Raw genomic sequence first — 17,702 nt, 5'->3', positions numbered from 1 at the left:
GTTTACACAGTTCACTAGTCAGTCTAGGACAGATTTTGTCTATAGCATTCTTTAAAAGTGTTTTTGATATACGCTCATAACGGTTTATTTATCTTAAAAGCCCTTAAATAATTCTGCGCGATGATAACCGAGATACGACTTATGCTCTGGATAAAGATTAAAAGACATGTCCTCTCTCAACCCGATTACAGAAGGATCTTCTAAGTGGCTAGAGATCATAACTTTTCCGTCATCATCAAAAGAAATAAAACCGATATCAAAAGCTTTATCCAAATTAGCCAGCAGTAATAACCCGTTAAATTTATCCAGACGCTCCTCATTATTTGAATCACGCCACGGCTTGATATGAGAAGCTAACAACATTTGTGTATTTCTATATCCAGTAACCGCACACCCACCCCACATATGAATAAGCTTTGCCCTAAATTGTCCTTGACCCATCCTAGTATTTACCAAAATTGTTTTTTCTGTTTCCGATAAAGTATTATCCGACATGACTTGCTTTATATCTGCGTTAATATCGATTTGAGATAGATCAGCGAGAAACTTGTTGTAATGAGATAGAGCAGCGCTGTACATTCCTTTGCCTTTCGCATCGCGAATTTGAAACTCCTCTAACCTCTTTACCTTTTCTTTATAATCAAGAAATTTTCGATATGAATTAATATTAGTTAGCGGTTGATCAATTTCCCCCGCCTCGATCAACCAATTAGACATTGAGCCACGAATAGCTCCAAGGTAGTTAACTGCGGTTTTATCGGATTTTCCAATATCGACTAGCCATTGACGAAAGAGCGTTGCTAAATCTGAAAAATTTGAAATCAGTGCTTGTTTGAGTTCATTAGACACAATATAACTTTTCATGAACGTAAATAGCTCTTCATCAATAAATGCATAAGCCACAGACTTCGATGAATATCTGCTTGTAGTCTTTTCATCATATCCATCTTTATATGAAAGGTGCCAAAATCCTTCACTTCTCAGATGAAAATAAGGATTTTCCGGCGTATCTTTGTCTTTATCTTGCGCAAAAGTGTTGAAATGGCGAGTAAACTGATCTTTAAGTATCTGATTGAATGTAATTTGGTTGGAAACAATATGCCCCGCTTGAATGAGATCCATTACTGCCAGCAACATACAGACTTTATGTGGGCTCTTTTGGCCACCAGCACTATTCATTTTTAAATTTTGAAAACGTTCTAAATAATACTCCAGAGCCATCATTTACCTTCCAGCGTTTTAATGTTTTCTAAAATCACGCTTTGCCATTTAACTTCAGGTCGATTTAAAGCGTCCTCTCCGTCAACAACATGACAGGCAGAGAGCCCGAGTTTTCTACCCATAGTTTCTATTTCAGCTACTGATACACCGTATGTCTCGCGTCCATCATCAAAACTCCCATGACGCAACGTAATCACCAGTTTTCCTCTGTCAGATAAAAGAAGTGATAAAACCCTCATCGACTCAGTTCGCTGCTTGGTAGTTAAATGCATCCAAACTGCAGATAATAAAATAAGGTCGTACTGGTATGGCAATTCACTGACACGAACCAATTCAGGCAGTGACTCCCCTACCCATACAATTTGTGCTGAGGAGTTTGAAATGGCTAATTGGCGGAGATTGCTGGCAGGTTCAACAGCAACAACAAAGCAGCCTTGATCAGAAAACCACTGAGCATCCCGACCAGAACCTGCACCAACATCCAAAACATTCGCGCCTTTTTCTGGCCAATACTGTTTCCATGAACGGTGCACTGACTCAAATGAAAGAGAGTCATATTGCTTTGCTAGCTCAACAGCATTTTTATCGTAATAAGAGATATTTACAGACATGAACCAAGCCACCATCTACCATTCAATGATGATAAATAGCATGGTTGCATAAGGCGATTAAGTATTAATAAATAATGAGTTATTGTGATTTGCTTCACAACAACTAGTCAGAGAAGACAACGAAAAATCACTCGTTGTTTTTGAGATATAAAAAAAGACGTCCTAGGACGTCTTTCTTCAAGAATGTGGCGGTGAGTGAGAACGTCAAACGGCCTAAATAAGCTTATGAATTTAAAAGAAAATATAGAAATTTTAAAATTATTTTCTACGCCATTTTATACAATTTCATTTCTGTTATGACGTTCACATTTATCGCTAAATAACCTATCGAGACCACCATCTCCCCGGCCTTTACGTTCGACTTATCTCTGAACTTGTAAGACAGTTCGCAAGTGCTAAAGTAATATAAATCAAAGATGTTTGTTCCGTAGAATTCTTTATCCTTTGGTTTCACCGGTTCTTGCGATTCAGGCAGTGCTAGAAAGCTGTCATAATCTACCTAACGAGCTCAATAAACCCTTTCTCTATGTCATATTTTAGGTGCTTCGTTAAAGAGAACTGTGGATCATCGGGATTGAATTTAGTCTTAATCATGTTCTGATACTGATTAACTGTCATTCCGTCAAATATGTACTTATTGATATTATAACCAGAGCAATTTTCTTTCCCTTCAAACATTAAATGGCTACCTCTTCGTGTTGATTTCCCGACCAACGTTATAGAAAAGTGAAGACATTCATTGAGATCGGTATTTCGAATATTTTTTGCATCAACTCTCATAGCTCCCCTCTCGACTAACCACACTCTTATAATGTATCGGTTTCATGAACTAAGTTTAAAACAGACATCATCTCTCCGACCACATCCGTATCATGCTCCAGTGGCCAGCGCAAAGTCCCGGAGTTATCTTTGCTCTCCCAGAAATCCACAGTCTTGCTTTGCAAGGCTTCCTGAAGACTCCTGAATAGATCCGGTTGTTTGTCCTTCTTGATATAGATTTGGATATACAGGAACTTGCCTTCATTCTTCAGCCCCCCCATGTCATCCGGACTAGCAAATAATATAACCTCAACACTGCTGCCTTCTAAAGAATATATAAAAACTGGTAACGGCTTAAACCAGGTAGACTTGCGGTGGGAAAACCCGTTACCGTAAAGCTCTTCACACTGGCGATAAATCTCGCTGTTAATGCTATTGAGGCTGTCCGTTAACAACGTCCATGCTTTGCTGATTTCAGCCATATTTTCCAGAGCAAAAGCATAATTAGGGTTCTTCTCTCCCGTCATCGATAAATTCTCCAGATGTAATAAAAAATCTCTTAATACAAAGACCCACTTATCAAGCGGCTTATCCATAAAGTAAGTGTGCAGGTTCTCTGAAACAGCAGTTTTCAGCTCATTAAATGAAATCCCTGCCCATCTGTGGTTGGTCAGCTGATCATCGACGTTTCCGGAAGGTGACAACACCGCATAAAACGCATCTTTACCGTATCCAGCGCCAAGCTTGTCCCCGTAACGTTCGTATTCATCAAACGGGTTCACCTGGCTATGATTAACCTTTGCTTCAATGATTATCAGGTATTCATCATATTCCAGAACCAGATCAAGACGTTTCCCCTGCTCTGTGGCAACTTCCCTGCTGGCACTGACTGGGCGAGAAGACTGAGGAAGATCCCGGTTTAACTTATTGGTGATTAATCCGGAAATGCTGTTACCGACTAAGTTTCCCATGCCATGTTGCTCTTCACTGCTACAGAAGAACGCCAGAACGTCACTGATAGGGTTTTCGAAATGACCACGGGTGCCGATGTCAAAAATGGTTTTCTCTTTATCAGTCTCCGGCAGATTACGAAATTTATCTAATAAGACTTTGAGCTGTTCGATATCCATTAACGACACTCCTTTGGTAACTCTTCAAACTCCAGCCACTGCACATCAACAGAGCCTTTAATTCCCGGGTGTAACAGAACCCTGCATTCACTGGCAGAAAACGTATCACATACTAACTGATATTCGGTATAACTAAACTCAAGACCAGCCCGAATAGTGAGGTAATCGGCTTGTACCTGTCTCAGTTTAAACTTTGCCAGATGAAGCTTAAACGGCTTTCCGTAAAACTTTACCCTGCCCGTTCCCGTCGGTATGCGATTTTCATCCAATTCCAGTGGAACATTAAAATTTATCATCCCCGGCCATTCTGGCTGTAATGCCTTATGTAAATAGTCTCTTTTTAGCCGGTTAAGCTTGTGTATTTTTATCTTCATAGTTTCGGGCTTCTGCTGTTGGTTTACTGAGTAGGGTTGGGATCCTGAATTGGGGCAGCCGCCCCTCAGTCAGTAAAGCAATGAAAGCAACCAGCATCGACTCTACGATTATTGCTCTGTTTCCTATCGTCAATGAACTATCTCATACCGACTACGCTTTACTTGATAAGGTCATGAAGGTTCTTGAAAAAGATAAGAAAAAAATATCAGCATTCGCTAAGAAAGTCAGCCAGCAGGTTGTCAATGTTCAGCCTGAACAAAGCAGCGATGAAGTTAAAGACAACATCATCAACGCAATCAAAGCCGAGCTGAAAATTGTGGAAGCTAAACAGGAGAAAGACAAAGCTGAAGTCACTCCCCTCGCCCAATTCGACAGCAAAGGCATGTTTGCCCGTAAGAGAGTTAAAGGACGTAACTTTTCTTACGAGTTCGGGCGCTTGTCGAAAGAGGTTCAGGAAAAGCTGCACGCGGCAATTGCCAATGTATTAGCTGATAGTGAATGATACCCATCAGAAAAGTATAAAAACTAAGCCAGCACCTGTTGGCTTAGTTGTATACCATTATCTAACTAAAGGGTATCTATCAAGTCGGTAGCTATTCACAGAGCATCAATACCACCAGTTTCAACTAGCTCTTGATAGCGGTAGAAAGTGTCTCTAGATACACCCATAACCTTACAGGCTTTTGATACGTTGCCTAGTTCTTTTGCAAGATTGAGAAGGCCAGCTTTGTGTTTGATGATTTGCTAGTATGAAGCATGAGAGTTACCTCTTATTGTCTTTGATTACAGATTCAGCACCTTTAATCAAAGTGGGTAACTCTCTTCTTTTCAAATTGAAGTGTCAGATCTAGTCGGAACTAATACACTTAATTAAACTGTGCAAGTTCAACTTCAATAGTTTCAAGCTTACTTTTATTCTGTCGGATTAAGTTACTTTTATCTTCCAGATTATTCACGGTTTTCTCAGCAGCCTCTATTTGTGGAGCAAAAAACGCAAACAGCTTTTCGTCTTCACTAAGAATGTCATATATATCCTTGAACTTAGGTTTAATTATTCCTTCCAAATATTCTTTCGCTTCTCTAAGCTCTTGCTCTCGTTCACTTGCTTTATAAGCATCCCACAAATCAGAACCAATATTAAATGCGACACCAGCCGGCCCTGCCCACTTTGATATAGACCCCGCAAGCTTTGTCGCCTCCCAAGGCTGAAATTTATACACATAGCCAGTGAGACTTCCAATCGTATCTCGTGCAGCAAAGATTGTTGATTTTATGGTGTCAGGACTCACCTTAGATATTCCTTTGAACGCACCACCTAAAGATTTAAATGCACTCTCTCCTACCCCACTGAGAAAACTCTCACTGGAGTTGAGCTGACGAATAATATCATCTGACATTCGCTGGGTTACGGCTGTTGATTGAGCAAAAAAGCGATCTACCACTGTTTTGACTCTTAGATGTAACTTATACCCTACTCCATCTGTTGTATAACCTAATTCATCATCCATAAATGGGCGAATATCTTCCAGATCCATTGACCTCATCTTCCCCATTAACTGCTTTTCAATCAGATCAAGCTCGTCAAACAACTCTCCGCCCAGACGTTTAACTTCTGAACGGCTTCTCTCAATGTCACGTCTAAGACGTGATGTCGTTTCATCATTCTCCTCTACAAAAGTGTTTAACTGAGCAAGTTGTTCTTTAGCTAATGACACTCTTTGATTAGCTATATCTTTAACTACATCCATACCAGTCTTCGCCATAAGAACTTCTGGAACATTAATTTTTATGATATTTCCGGCAACCTGTTTGAGATCATTTATACGAGAACGGCTTTGATAATGTTCAGGCTTACTAAACCAAAACTCGAGGCCTCGCCCATTAGGGTTTGAAGAGATACAAACAATATTTAGTTTTTCCACTTCAGCTTCGCTAAGATCTACTGCTCGTTGCAGTTTCCCTTTGAGGTTATCTTTTTTAATACTTGCTTGTTCGTCGAATAGACTGGATTCTGTTAAATCGGCAACTTCATCCATCTTATTAATAATAAAAATAGTAGAAGACAATTTATTGAGATCGCGCAAAACCCATTTAGCTATAGAGTTATGGCTTTCCTTGAGTGGATTTGTTGCATCAACAACATAAAATATCAAATGCGCTTCAGAGATGTATCGCTTGGTAAGATCTCCATAAATGACTTGTTCTCCATCAATCTCCCGTTCCTTATCACCAAAAAGTCCGGGAGTGTCGACTATTTCACATTTTCCCGGCAGTCCTTCCGGTTTATAAATACAAAGTCTGTCAGAGGACTCGTCCATAGATATGTTCATATCCTCCATAAGTTGTCCTAACCAAGCTGCTATTACGCTTGTCTTACCGTCAGAAAAAGCACCTAACAGCCCTATACGCAAAACATCAGACTCTATCGAAGCAATCGCTGATGATAACTTCTGCAAGTCATCTTCAACATCAATGTCCATATCACCGAGAGTTTCAAGAATAGAGCGTAATTTATCTAATGACTTTATAGTTGCTTCTTTCTCTATACTAAACTGCGCGAATTGTTCCATAAGGCATGCTCTCTATTTTGTTTTTAAGTTCTTTTATTGCTGTGATTTGCTCTTCAAATATTATAAGTGGCTGTTTAAGTTCACTTTCCATATCATTCACTCTGATCATCAAACTATTCTTAAGTTCAGAATTTATTGACGTTACCATCACCTTTGTTTCGTCCTTAATACGACGCAAAACGGTTTGTCGCGTTCCCTCGAGCTTATTTCTGACTTTAGCCTGTGCTTTTCGTATTTTGGTTGCCTTACTGCTAAATATACCAACTACCGTCATTACAACTCCGACTAATGCACCAACTGCTGCTCCAATAGCAGTCCCAATCACAGGAAACGAGCTTCCTACCGTTGCTCCACCCGCTACATAGCTCCCTATTTTAAAGAGTATTGACCCAATATCACCCAAACTAAATCGTGGTCCTAAGTCCAAATGACCAAGGCTATAAAAACTGGCATCTGTCTTACTCTTCAAATCCTGCTGGATATCAACCTGCTTTATATCCTGAAGTAGACGCTCAAAAGCATCGAGCATATTCTTTCGCAACCGAGAAACACTCTCTTCGTTGTCTTGCAACATCATTTCTTCAACAGAATTTATCTTTCTATCAAACTTTTTATTAATTAATCGTTCAATAGAACTATTGTCTCCGTAGTACTGTTCAACAATGTTGTCGCTATTATCCATCAAGTCATTGAAGAATTTGTTCCACCTATTCCTGCGCTTATTCTCAAAATGACGTTCAAATTCTTTTATAGCGTTATCGAATGCCACTCGACATTTTTCAAATTCGGGCTCTGTCTTTTTAAGAAAGGTATTATGATTTTCAAGCTGATTGTCCAGTACAGTTAAGTAATGGTTTAACGATTCCAGAACTTTTCCTTTATTACTTTCAACAATATCTTCTTTGAAAGTAGAAACCTTTTCTCTAACAGCATCAGCCACAACATTAATTCGACTAAAATCCTGCATTTCACAGTTTGATGAAAAAAACTTTAAATAGCTTTTTTGCTGGGCAGCCAAATTATGATTACGTGAAGAATGAATGGTCGTCGACTGTGAGTCTTTATCGTACGCTAATGAAGAAAATGCTAACAGCCCTTGAACACAGTCTCCTGACCTCAACACATCCTCACCAAGTATAGGTGTAAGCACATCAACCGTTTGTTGCAATGCGTTTCCAGCGCCTCCCTGCATCGTCAGGTCTTCACGATCTTCTTCAAACTCATAAGAGTCAGCAAAACCTCTTACATTAACCACTGGATAAACTGTCGTACCATATTGCAAATAAGACTTAATTTTTTCTGCCGTAGAGACTTCTGGCTTTTTGTTTGTTCCGTTAACATAAACAACCATATGTGCCTTAGCGATAGCCTCTTTTACATAGTGCGCATAGATCGATTCGTTACCCTCTATACCTGGAACATCTAAAAGTTGGAAAGCCTTGTCTTCAATATATAACGTGTAGGTAGTATTTCCTTTAGTAAAGTCCGCCTCACCAGTACCAATGATTAAACCATCTACACGCTTAACATCACGTTTTGTTTTTTCCAAATAAAACATAGACTTAATAACATAAAGTAATGTTTCACTAACTAAAGGTGCATCCTTTTTTGGGGGATATTTATTAAAACCCAAAAACTCATAATTGCCGCTTTGTGTAGCTAACGTATCTCTCATTAAAATGCCCCCGGCACTTTACTTATTATTTCTATAAAACAGGCACCAAGAGCAAAAGAAACAACAGACACACCAACGATGATGAGACGATTTTTTTTACTTGTTTGCTGTTTCAAAATGTCTATTCGGGTATCACTTTCAGATTTTTCAAGCAGAAGACGAGCGTTGCTTTCTTCAACTTCCAACTCCAAACGCTTAGCACTTTCCCTATCAACAACCTTTTTTAGTCTTTCAGATAAACTGCAAATATGAGCAATTTTTTCAGACAAGTCGTTGTAAATATCTGTCAACGCCGTTGAGAAATGCTCCAAATTATGACTTAACTCTTTCTCAGCTTTATCTAAATCATCTTGGTTTGCTTTTATAAATTGTTCTCGTGACTCTTCGTTAAAAAGGATACGCAATGACTCTATAATGGTGCTTTTTCCCGCATTTGTTTCACCAAAAAACGCCAAGGTAAATTTATCCCATTCAGCATGCTTTTCAAGAAACGTTATTTTTGAGTTAAAAGTATCTTGTAGAGATCTGAAATGTGATGTCATTTTTTCCAGATGTTGTTTCCCTTCTTCATTATCAACATGCAGGTTTTCTATATCTGCTAATGTTTTTTCTATGTGATGAGCGACATCCGTATATAAGCTGTCAAATTTTTGAGCTGTATTCATTTTCCTTTTCCACAACAAATTGATATAGAAGAAACCATTCAGGACATCGTACCTAATCATTAGGCTATTTCATATCATGTTATGACACCTTTCCCATACCAACTTGTGACATATTGACTTTAGCTACTTCACATATAAGTTTAACCGCCAAAAAACATCAATATTCAGTCTGAATAATGACAAACTCCATCCAGAGAAACAGACCAGAAAGTCAGCACAACCACAAACGAAAAACGCCTGAAGAACCAAGTAATAACAAGGCTTCAGGCGTTTTTAAGCAGTGGATATTTTACTCAGTAATACAGGGCTAATACCCGCTTATCGTGATTTTCTTTGACAGGCTCATCGCGTTGCTGCTTTTTCGATATGCCGCTTCATTGATGAACAGCGGATAAGCGGTATAGTCGCCTTCCCAGTAAATCAGGCGACCATCGAAGGTCTCCATGATCGCCTGCCCCGGTTCAACCGGAGAGAAGTCACGCTGATCAAGCGATTTCAGCACCATTCCGTTTCGTTCACCGTTTTCGGTCATCGGCAGCTTCAGGTCTCCGCAGTACTGAAAGGCCTCATAACCGTCCGGCAGGTCCAGTTCAGAGCCCTGATTATACTGCTCACAAAAGTCCAAGATGTGCGCGGTCATGGTTTCCATCAGCTCCAGCGTTTCATGCTGCAACACTGAATTTGGCTGTGCGCCGACTTCGACCGTCACCCCCTGCTCTGCGATGGTGATCAGAAAGCTGCGTTTGTTCTCCGGGATATTGTCCTGGAAGTAGATGTTCGATTCCGGCATGCGGCTTTTAACATACGCGCCCAGCTTTAAGTTGAAATCATCTTTTTTCAACAGCATCAGACACGCTCCCATGTTAGAGGTGGTGTTGTGCAGATCGATAATAAAATCAAACGGTGACGCACCTTTTGGCCCCAGTTCAGCGTTAAGCTTTTTTGCCAGCAACTGCTCGTAACCGACCTTACTATTATCGTCCAGATCAGCCTGATAGAATTCCCGGTTCAGATCCGATTCCATATAACGCACACTGTTCTCACAGGCTCTCGGATTTGAAATTTTGGTAGTGATGCTGAGCTCAGGCCACTGCGTCAGTGTCCGGTTCTGCTGCCACTTTTTCACCAGATAAATCCCAGATAACTCATTACCGTGGGTGCCGCCGATCAACGCGATATTTTTCACTGTATTCACTTACATCTCCATACAGCAGCGCGGTGCCAGCCACGCTGCGGTCTCTTGTTTATGACCAGTTGGTGTACTGGGCTATTACCAGACATACCCAGCTTAAGACATATACCATGACAATGACCGGGAAGATGGTTTTCACCCAGTTGGAAAAACTCACCTTGGCCAAAGCCAGCATGGCCAGCGTACCGCCTGAGGTCGGGATGATCAGGTTAGTGATGCCGTCACCGACCTGAAACGCCAAAATCATCACCTGATGGCTGATACCAATCAGGTCTGCCAGCGGGATCAGAATAGGCATGGTCACCAGAGCCTGGCCTGAACCACTCGGAATAAACAGGTTAATGAACCCCTGAATCACACTAATAGTGACCGCTGTCAGCGCGTCCGGTACGTAGCCAATCAGCAGGTTAAAGGTGTGCACTATGGTATAAATGATTTGGCCGTCTTCCAGCACCACTTTAATCGAAGCTGCCAGACCGATAACCAGAGCTCCTCCAGTCACGCCGGATGCCCCTTCAATCATGAATTTCACGTATTGATTGGCACCGATACGGCAGGTAGCGGCAATCGCAATAGAGATCAGCAGGAATACCGCCGTGATTTCTTTAATGTACCAGCTGCGGCCCAGCGCTCCGGTACCTGCCAGATAGGAACATCCGGCAATAACCACAATACCGGCCAGAAAAATCAGAATGACGGCTTTGTCCTGCATGCTCATGCTGTAGCTGCTGAGTTCAGAAGATAACCCGTCCTGCCCGGCATCTTCGCTGCGCGCTTTGGGAGCGACAACCGCAGTTATGTACCATGCAAGCATCGACAGGCAGACAAAGGTTAAAATACAACGGACCAGAGCGCCTGAGAAAATCGGCAGTCCGGCAATATTCTGCGCCACACCGACGGTGTAAGGGTTAATCGGTGACAGAGCGAAACCAATTCCAATCCCCCCGATCGCAATACAGGCCCCGACTAGGTTCTTATAACCCAGGGCACTCGAAACCAGCAGCGCGACTGGTACCAGAGCAATGTTGTTTTCAAAACCCACTGCAATCCCGAATACACCATAAAGGTAAGTGGATAACCAGATCAGCAGATTACCGCGTTCCAGACCGATACGCTTAACAGAAGAACCGACGAAGTTTTCCAGTGCGTGGGTGCGGTAAAGAATGTTAAACAGTCCTCCGGCAATGAACACAATAAACAGGTATTGCGCCGACTGAACCAGCCCCTGCGGGATGGCGACAAAAATATCGAACAGCTTATTGATGACGGTAAACACACCGGCCGGTGCGTCACTCTCAGTTAAGTAATGAAAGGAACCAGCGATAACCCGCTGGCGTCCGTCGACGCTTTCGGTATCGTAGGCACCTTTAGGTACCAGCCAAGTCAGCGCACTGGCAACCAGCAGAATATAAAAAATCAGTACCATAGGATCAGGGAAGCGCTGATACCAACGGCTCGGCATCTCAGTTTCCCGGGAGCGGCTCTGCTCCTGGCTCATCGTACTCATGACAGTTCTCCGTTTCTGTATGTCCAAGTAAATCCGTTTTGCTTTCCGGGAAATAATTCATCCGGTGTACGGGCAATGTTCCACACATACCTTATTTATTCAATGGCCATTTTTGTATAGTATTATTTGAAAATACTATAGGTATTACTCATGCAATATAAACAGCTTCAGGCTTTTCTCTCGGTCATTCAGACCGGGTCATTTTCCCGGGCAGCCGAAGAGCTGCGTATTTCCCAGCCTTCTGTCAGCCGGCTCATCAGGGATTTGCAGGAAGGCGTCGAGTTTGAATTATTCCGTAAGGAAAAGGGCCGGATGCATCCGACTGCGGAAGCGATGGCGTTTTACGATGAGGTGAAAAACATTTTTCACGGCATTAAGCATCTGGAAAGTGTGGCGGAAAATCTTCGTCATTCCTCACGCGGCCGTTTATCGATCGGGGCTACGCCCGCCCTAGCCACCTGGGTGGTACCTCGCATCATCAAAGACTTTGTCGCTTCGTATCCGGATGTTCAGGTAAGCCTGCTCTCTGACAGCGTCAACCAGCTAATGCAGGGACTGCGTCACGCCAAATACGATCTGATTATTACCAACCATGTCAGCTACGATTTTGGCTTTATTGATGAGCCGCTGATCACTGTGAACTGGGTATGTGTGATGCCGGCAGGCCATCGGCTTGCGGAGAAAGAGGTGATTAACCCTCAGGATCTGAACGGAGAAAACCTGCTAAAACTGGTCGATGAAGACGGCATAGAATGGAACCGGCATAAAGCCATGCTCGAGGAACACAACATCGATGTCCGCTTCCAGTTCGCGACTCAGCGATCGCTGTCCGGATACGGCCTGGTTGCCAACGGGCTTTGTCTTGCGTTGCTGGATCCTTTCAACGCCCATCTGTGGCCAAAAGATAACGTAGTGACCCGTCCTTTCAGCCCAGGGCTGGAGTATCGATACACTATGTATTACGCCTCAGACCGTATCCGCAGTGATCTTTCCCGTCACTTCTCCGCCTGCTCAAAAGAAACGGTTAAGAGCTTGAAATGTGAATAAATATCAGAGCGGGGTTTGTCGGTGATCAGGCTGAATACGACGCTCAAAGGCGAAGTAACTCCCCTAGCCTATTTCGCCAGCAAGGTTACCGGCTTTTCCTAACACCGACTCTCACATATATCGGTTGATTAATCGATTATTAGAGAATCATCATCAGCCCTTCTGGCTGTCTTTATCAAGGTGTTAGGATATTTTGAGCGATTAATAGAAATTACCTTTTCCTTGAAATTGCTCTCCATGAGCTCTCCAAGTATGACTTCTTTAATAGCAGATGCAGGAAAACGAAGAAACTTCGGCTCTTTATTGTCCAAATCAGTAGAAACTAAAAGTCTGCGTTCATTTTCATACTCCCACTGAAGCGGTTTTACAGCCAATACCTTTTGATGAATATCACGCATTCGAGAAACCGCCTCTTCCCATTCGGCATCTAGATCTGCAACCACTGCATACCACTCTTGATCGGAAGAAATTGCATAGGCAAAACTATCCACAACTGGCATATCATCGATACCGTCTATCCCAATCTGAAAATGGTTGAGAAAGGTGTTCAGGATAACAAGAACAACAGAACCTCATTTCTGCTCATGAAAGTTGAACCGCGTGAACAAACAATCAGCGAAAATGAGGCACGAAAACAGCTAACTGCGGCGATTGAGATGGGCAAGAAATTAGCCAAAATTAATCATTAATGAATGATTGTCTTCCCAATCAAGGGAATTAAAGCTTTAGGGACATCATAATGCCCATTTGTACCAGTAGGTAGATACGTCAGAAACAATTAAGCCCTTGTAAAATAAGGTTTCCTTACACTACAAAGGCTCACAGGATGTAGTGGAAATGAAAACGTCAAACGACTAAAATAAGACCTTGAATTTAAAGGGAAATATAACAAATTTTAAATTCCCTTACACCTCATTTTACACAATTTTATTTCTGTTATGACGTTCACATTTATCGCTAAATAACCTCTAGATCCTACCAGTCCCCTGCCTTTACGTTCGACTTATTACTGGCAGTTCGCGAGTACTATTGCCACTATAAATCAAAGATATTTTCTGTATCATTCGGTCCTACCTTTTGAGGCTCAGGTTCTAGCGATTCCACCAGCACTTTCAAACAGTCAATTTCCTCATAAAAACTCTGAGTAAACGCTTCTAGTTTGATGCTGATTTTTAGTAATTCAATGTAAGTATCTTTGTTGTTCATATTCGATCCTTTTTGGTTTGTTATCAAATATCTCCCTCGCAGTGAAGGTGACAACTGTATTAGGACCAAACCACTGAACAAGCAAACGTGTAACGCTTTATTTTGGCTTTGACATGGTTTTGGGTCGAGCTAGTTGGTGTCATTAGCAAAACCTACGCTGACTCATCAGTGCCCTACGGCAATCATTTTCTATCAAAAGTAAACTGTCAAATAGGTTGTGTCACAGTCTTTAACCCAAATACATTCACCAAACCTCTCATTTTATTTTCATAATTTATCTTTATAACACAACAATTTACTATGAAATTACATTTTTAATGTAATTTAAATTTGCATTATATTGGAAATGTAACCTATTATAAGGTTACATTCTTAATGTAACCATTCATTAGAGGTTAGCATGGCTTTCAAAATACACGTTAATGAAATCACCGAAAATCCAGCGTTTAATGAAAATGACATAGCCGAAATGGCGTTTTATGTCAGACAAACACTGCATCGCTATCTTGAAGTGGTCAATAGTGGCTACCTGCATGCAGAGTCTTTATTCAAAGACCCAGAAAGCGGCTCAGACATGGAGGTAGCACCATTTCAGCCTGAAAATCCCGAACACATTCAATATGCTGACTGCTCACTCCGTTCCAGACTTCAACAAATGTATGAATTCTGCTTTATTGCAGAGGACAAAAAGAGCTACTTGGAACAGTCAACAATCCCGCAAGGAGTACTTGGTGGACTAAATGACTTTATTGCCGACACGATACCAGCATGTCTGTGTTATCAATCCCTTCTCCAGAACGGGATCATGGAAGACTACTATGATGGGAATAAAATCCACCGCCTGCTGATCGCATTCTTTGCGAACCTAAAGCTTATTTATGGCTCTATAGCCGACGGCATTAATGGTCACTTTCCTGACACGTTTTTTCATAGTGAGCACGTAGAAAGCTTAGGTCTCGATACTGAACTATTCAGCTTTCGTGAACTAACGCTATTGAGCGGCTACCAGACCGAGCGTGCAGTTAGAAACCTCGCCTCACCATCAACACCAGAGCATCGAAAACTTGCTGTTGTGAAGAAAGAGAAAGGCCGGTCAACGTTCGTAACGCGCGAAGAAGCAATTCGATGGCTAAACAGCTTGAACCGCAAGTAATTCTGACTATGACAGGAACAACTTATGGCTAATCCAAAACAACAAACGTCTGGCAAGCAAGTCTCAAAAGACGCCGCAATTATCTTAAGAGCCCTAGGACTAAAATAGGAGAACAAGATGCGTACAACCAATCACGGCAGCATTAGAGCCAATCAACGCGGCTTTAGTGAAGATGAACTTAATGTTTTATGTTCCATAGGCCAGGATTTCTATCAAACAGGAGGTACAGCTCTTTGCACTATCCCGAAGAGAGAAAAAAGCCCGTGGTTGAACGCACTCAAGGAAGTTCTGAACTACCTGCGGAGCTCAGACGAAATTCCGCATGGAATTAAGAAACGCAAACAGAAAGCAATTAGACACTTAATCGATAAGCTCAGCTCAAAGCATCCACCTTATCTAATCATCTGCGAAGAAGGTAATTCAATGATTACATGCGGCTACCACTATAGCGGCAAAATTAAACGAAACTAAGTAGGACATTATGAAAAATCAATTTGAAACATACAAACCGTACTTATTGAATTACATCAAAAATTCCCCCTTCACTCCTGAATTGAAAATGATGAGTGACGGACCGCTCGAGGTTTACTACTCTCCCTTTGATGCCGTAAACCCAAGAGCAAAGATATGCATCGTTGGGATATCGCCTGGCAAAACGCAAGCTGATAATGCGAATGCGTGCGCGTGCGAGTGGCTAAATCGTCGAGCGTCAACCTCAACGATCCTAGAGAATGCCAAAAATACCGCTAGCTTTTCAGGTACGCTTCGTAACAACCTGGTTGCGCTTTTAGACTACATTGGACTGAGCAAACATTGGGGCTTAACATCCGCAAGCCAGTTATTTACAACAGACCAACATCTACTGCATAGCACCTCCGTTTTTCGCTACCCAGTATTGATGAATGGCGAGCCTATCAGCTCAGCGCAACAAGGGCTTAAACAGGCAACCTTAAAATTCATGGTCGACACCTATCTGACGAGTGAATGCCAGATCTTATCCTCCGATGTCTTGTATATTCCGCTTGGTAAAGGAACGGCAGAGATCCTTGGTTATCTAGCCGAACAGGGCCACATTGGACACGAGCAAATCTTAACTGGCATTCCACACCCATCAGGCGCCAACGCTGAAAGGATAGCCTACTACATGGGCAGAAAAGACAAACAAAACCTGTCTAACCAAACCAATAGCAATACATTGGATGAGATGAAAGCGGCATTATTCCAGCAACTAACAGATCTTGGAGTTAAAGTACCTCGCTTTGAATGTACAGGTAACTCGATTTCCAAACTTAGCCAAGAAGAACCGTACAAACAAATTAATTTAATTCCTACAGAAGGTATAAAAACCATGAACACTTCAACCTGCGATAAACAAATGAGCGATCTACGTTCTCCAAATGATAGATTTATGCGCGACGATGTAGAAAAGCAATTGAGGGCGTCATTGTCTGAGCTAGGTTTAACCACTAACCCTATCAAGTCACGGCAGTCGAAAGAACTTGCCGTAACGTCAGGTGGCTCTGTTATAGCCTACATTAGTAGGGTCACTGGACTCAAAGACGCCAAACTAACCATCTGTCTACATCCAAAATATAAAAGCCAGATGGATAGCCGCGTACAGCAATTAGATAATGTGGCCATTAAGGTTGGTAGAGAGTCTCGTTATATATCAAGCTCAAACTATCGAGACTTCAATAGCAAAGGGTTCTCTACTGAAATTAAGACTAATGAGCATATTGCCATCGCTTATATTGTTGACGTGTCTGCTGGTTACCATCCGTTAACTTCGTTTTTTAAACAGTATCTTGAAGGTCAGTAAGAAAAGCATGTGACTGAGCGCTAACTCTATCTTGAATTGTTCATTGCTGTTCAAAAATAGGGCGATTCAAGATATCAGAATGTGGACGCGGAATGCTTTTGTCCAAAAGTGAGTTGCCTCTAGGATGATACTTTAATGAACAGAGACATTATTACTCTCCTTAATTTATATATGACCTGGATTTATAAGCCCCCATGGAAAATCAATTGGAAATATCATTACTTAATTGGCATAGAGAGCGTCACCCAAATTTCGAAGGTGAAAACCTAGCAAACGCGAAATCGACCAAGCAGCTTCAATACCTAACAGAAAATATATTACTTCCCCTTCAGGAAAAATTTGGATCTGTACAAATTACATACGGCTTCACCGGGCATTCTCTGCTTCGTTATATCCTAAAAAACAGTCCTGGTGATATGGCTCCGGACATCGATCAACACGCTTCGATGGAGCTAAATAGCAAAGATAACCGCATTTGTAAACGAGATGGAGCCGCCTGCGACTTTTTCGTCGTCGGTTGCAAAGATCGAATGGATGAAGTTGCACAATATATCTGTGAGCATCTAGAGTTCGACCGCCTCTACTTTTATGGCAAAGACAGACCGATTCACATCAGTGTTGGACCTGATAACTCGCATTACGCGCTGATTCGTACAACCCGCAGTGATGGACTTCGTGTTAATACGAAAAGTGCAAAAGGAACCGCCACACGGGATTTGTTTAATAACTTATAATCCTTAAAAACATCATAGGAGCACATTGAGGGTAAGGG

General features: G+C 41.8%; 16 protein-coding genes and 2 pseudogenes. 6 read left to right on the top strand and 12 right to left on the bottom strand.

Annotated elements, in window-relative coordinates; genetic code table 11:
* Nucleotides 1-93 precede the first annotated feature (93 nt).
* The 4 genes from VEJY3_RS05465 to VEJY3_RS05440 form a co-directional block, all read right to left on the bottom strand.
* Nucleotides 94-1,221, bottom strand: coding sequence for an HNH endonuclease (locus VEJY3_RS05465; protein ID WP_014231437.1), 1,128 nt, complete (start codon nucleotides 1,219-1,221; stop codon nucleotides 94-96).
* Nucleotides 1,221-1,832: a bifunctional 2-polyprenyl-6-hydroxyphenol methylase/3-demethylubiquinol 3-O-methyltransferase UbiG gene (locus VEJY3_RS05460; RefSeq protein WP_041170318.1), complete on the bottom strand. Its 612-nt coding sequence runs from the start codon at nucleotides 1,830-1,832 to the stop codon at nucleotides 1,221-1,223. The genes VEJY3_RS05465 and VEJY3_RS05460 overlap by 1 nt, the downstream gene beginning before the upstream one ends.
* A gap of 806 nt (nucleotides 1,833-2,638) precedes the next feature.
* Nucleotides 2,639-3,721, bottom strand: coding sequence for a PD-(D/E)XK nuclease family protein (locus VEJY3_RS05445; RefSeq protein WP_014231433.1), 1,083 nt, complete (start codon nucleotides 3,719-3,721; stop codon nucleotides 2,639-2,641).
* Complete coding sequence (locus tag VEJY3_RS05440) at nucleotides 3,721-4,017, bottom strand: hypothetical protein (RefSeq protein ID WP_148263122.1); 297 nt, start codon at nucleotides 4,015-4,017, stop codon at nucleotides 3,721-3,723. Before VEJY3_RS05440 ends, VEJY3_RS05445 begins: the two co-directional genes overlap by 1 nt.
* A gap of 134 nt (nucleotides 4,018-4,151) precedes the next feature.
* Here VEJY3_RS05440 and VEJY3_RS05435 point away from each other — a divergent pair.
* Nucleotides 4,152-4,598: pseudogene (locus VEJY3_RS05435) on the top strand (ParB family protein); the annotation flags it as partial.
* Between the two features lie 98 nt (nucleotides 4,599-4,696).
* Here VEJY3_RS05435 and VEJY3_RS24600 read toward each other — a convergent pair.
* From VEJY3_RS24600 to VEJY3_RS05410, 6 genes and pseudogenes are all read right to left on the bottom strand, one after another.
* Nucleotides 4,697-4,837: pseudogene (locus tag VEJY3_RS24600) on the bottom strand (helix-turn-helix domain-containing protein); the annotation flags it as partial.
* A gap of 125 nt (nucleotides 4,838-4,962) precedes the next feature.
* On the bottom strand, nucleotides 4,963-6,666 hold the full coding sequence (locus VEJY3_RS05430) for a LeoA/HP0731 family dynamin-like GTPase (RefSeq protein ID WP_014231430.1): 1,704 nt from the start codon (nucleotides 6,664-6,666) through the stop codon (nucleotides 4,963-4,965).
* Complete coding sequence (locus VEJY3_RS05425) at nucleotides 6,644-8,341, bottom strand: DUF1269 domain-containing protein (protein WP_014231429.1); 1,698 nt, start codon at nucleotides 8,339-8,341, stop codon at nucleotides 6,644-6,646. Before VEJY3_RS05425 ends, VEJY3_RS05430 begins: the two co-directional genes overlap by 23 nt.
* Nucleotides 8,341-9,006: a hypothetical protein gene (locus tag VEJY3_RS25480; RefSeq protein WP_049794615.1), complete on the bottom strand. Its 666-nt coding sequence runs from the start codon at nucleotides 9,004-9,006 to the stop codon at nucleotides 8,341-8,343. The genes VEJY3_RS05425 and VEJY3_RS25480 overlap by 1 nt, the downstream gene beginning before the upstream one ends.
* 307 nt (nucleotides 9,007-9,313) lie before the next feature.
* Entirely contained in the window at nucleotides 9,314-10,201 is an 888-nt protein-coding gene (locus tag VEJY3_RS05415; RefSeq protein ID WP_014231427.1) for an aspartoacylase, read from the bottom strand.
* Between the two features lie 49 nt (nucleotides 10,202-10,250).
* A complete protein-coding gene (locus VEJY3_RS05410; protein WP_014231426.1) occupies nucleotides 10,251-11,660 on the bottom strand; it encodes a YfcC family protein in 1,410 nt (469 codons plus the stop codon).
* A gap of 195 nt (nucleotides 11,661-11,855) precedes the next feature.
* Between VEJY3_RS05410 and VEJY3_RS05405 the strand changes: the two genes are divergently transcribed.
* Nucleotides 11,856-12,752 (top strand): LysR family transcriptional regulator, encoded by an 897-nt coding sequence (locus tag VEJY3_RS05405; protein ID WP_041170208.1) that lies wholly within the window; start codon nucleotides 11,856-11,858, stop codon nucleotides 12,750-12,752.
* 128 nt (nucleotides 12,753-12,880) lie between these two features.
* Here the strand turns inward: VEJY3_RS05405 and VEJY3_RS05400 are convergent, their stop codons facing one another.
* Both VEJY3_RS05400 and VEJY3_RS25710 read right to left on the bottom strand, forming a co-directional pair.
* Nucleotides 12,881-13,252, bottom strand: coding sequence for a hypothetical protein (locus VEJY3_RS05400; RefSeq protein ID WP_014231424.1), 372 nt, complete (start codon nucleotides 13,250-13,252; stop codon nucleotides 12,881-12,883).
* A gap of 535 nt (nucleotides 13,253-13,787) precedes the next feature.
* Complete coding sequence (locus tag VEJY3_RS25710) at nucleotides 13,788-13,958, bottom strand: hypothetical protein (protein WP_158308255.1); 171 nt, start codon at nucleotides 13,956-13,958, stop codon at nucleotides 13,788-13,790.
* Between the two features lie 400 nt (nucleotides 13,959-14,358).
* On the opposite strand from VEJY3_RS25710, the gene VEJY3_RS05395 reads away from it, so the two are divergent.
* From VEJY3_RS05395 to VEJY3_RS05380, 4 genes are all read left to right on the top strand, one after another.
* Nucleotides 14,359-15,111, top strand: coding sequence for a hypothetical protein (locus VEJY3_RS05395; RefSeq protein ID WP_014231422.1), 753 nt, complete (start codon nucleotides 14,359-14,361; stop codon nucleotides 15,109-15,111).
* 117 nt (nucleotides 15,112-15,228) lie between these two features.
* Entirely contained in the window at nucleotides 15,229-15,582 is a 354-nt protein-coding gene (locus tag VEJY3_RS05390; protein ID WP_014231421.1) for a hypothetical protein, read from the top strand.
* A 10-nt stretch (nucleotides 15,583-15,592) separates the two neighbouring features.
* Nucleotides 15,593-16,930: a hypothetical protein gene (locus tag VEJY3_RS24460; protein ID WP_014231420.1), complete on the top strand. Its 1,338-nt coding sequence runs from the start codon at nucleotides 15,593-15,595 to the stop codon at nucleotides 16,928-16,930.
* A 206-nt stretch (nucleotides 16,931-17,136) separates the two neighbouring features.
* On the top strand, nucleotides 17,137-17,664 hold the full coding sequence (locus VEJY3_RS05380; RefSeq protein WP_148263120.1) for a hypothetical protein: 528 nt from the start codon (nucleotides 17,137-17,139) through the stop codon (nucleotides 17,662-17,664).
* Nucleotides 17,665-17,702 lie beyond the last annotated feature (38 nt).

It is taken from the genome of Vibrio sp. EJY3, from assembly GCF_000241385.1.
GTDB classification, from domain to species: Bacteria; Pseudomonadota; Gammaproteobacteria; order Enterobacterales; family Vibrionaceae; genus Vibrio; species Vibrio natriegens.
This window is presented reverse-complemented; position numbering and strand designations above follow the sequence as displayed.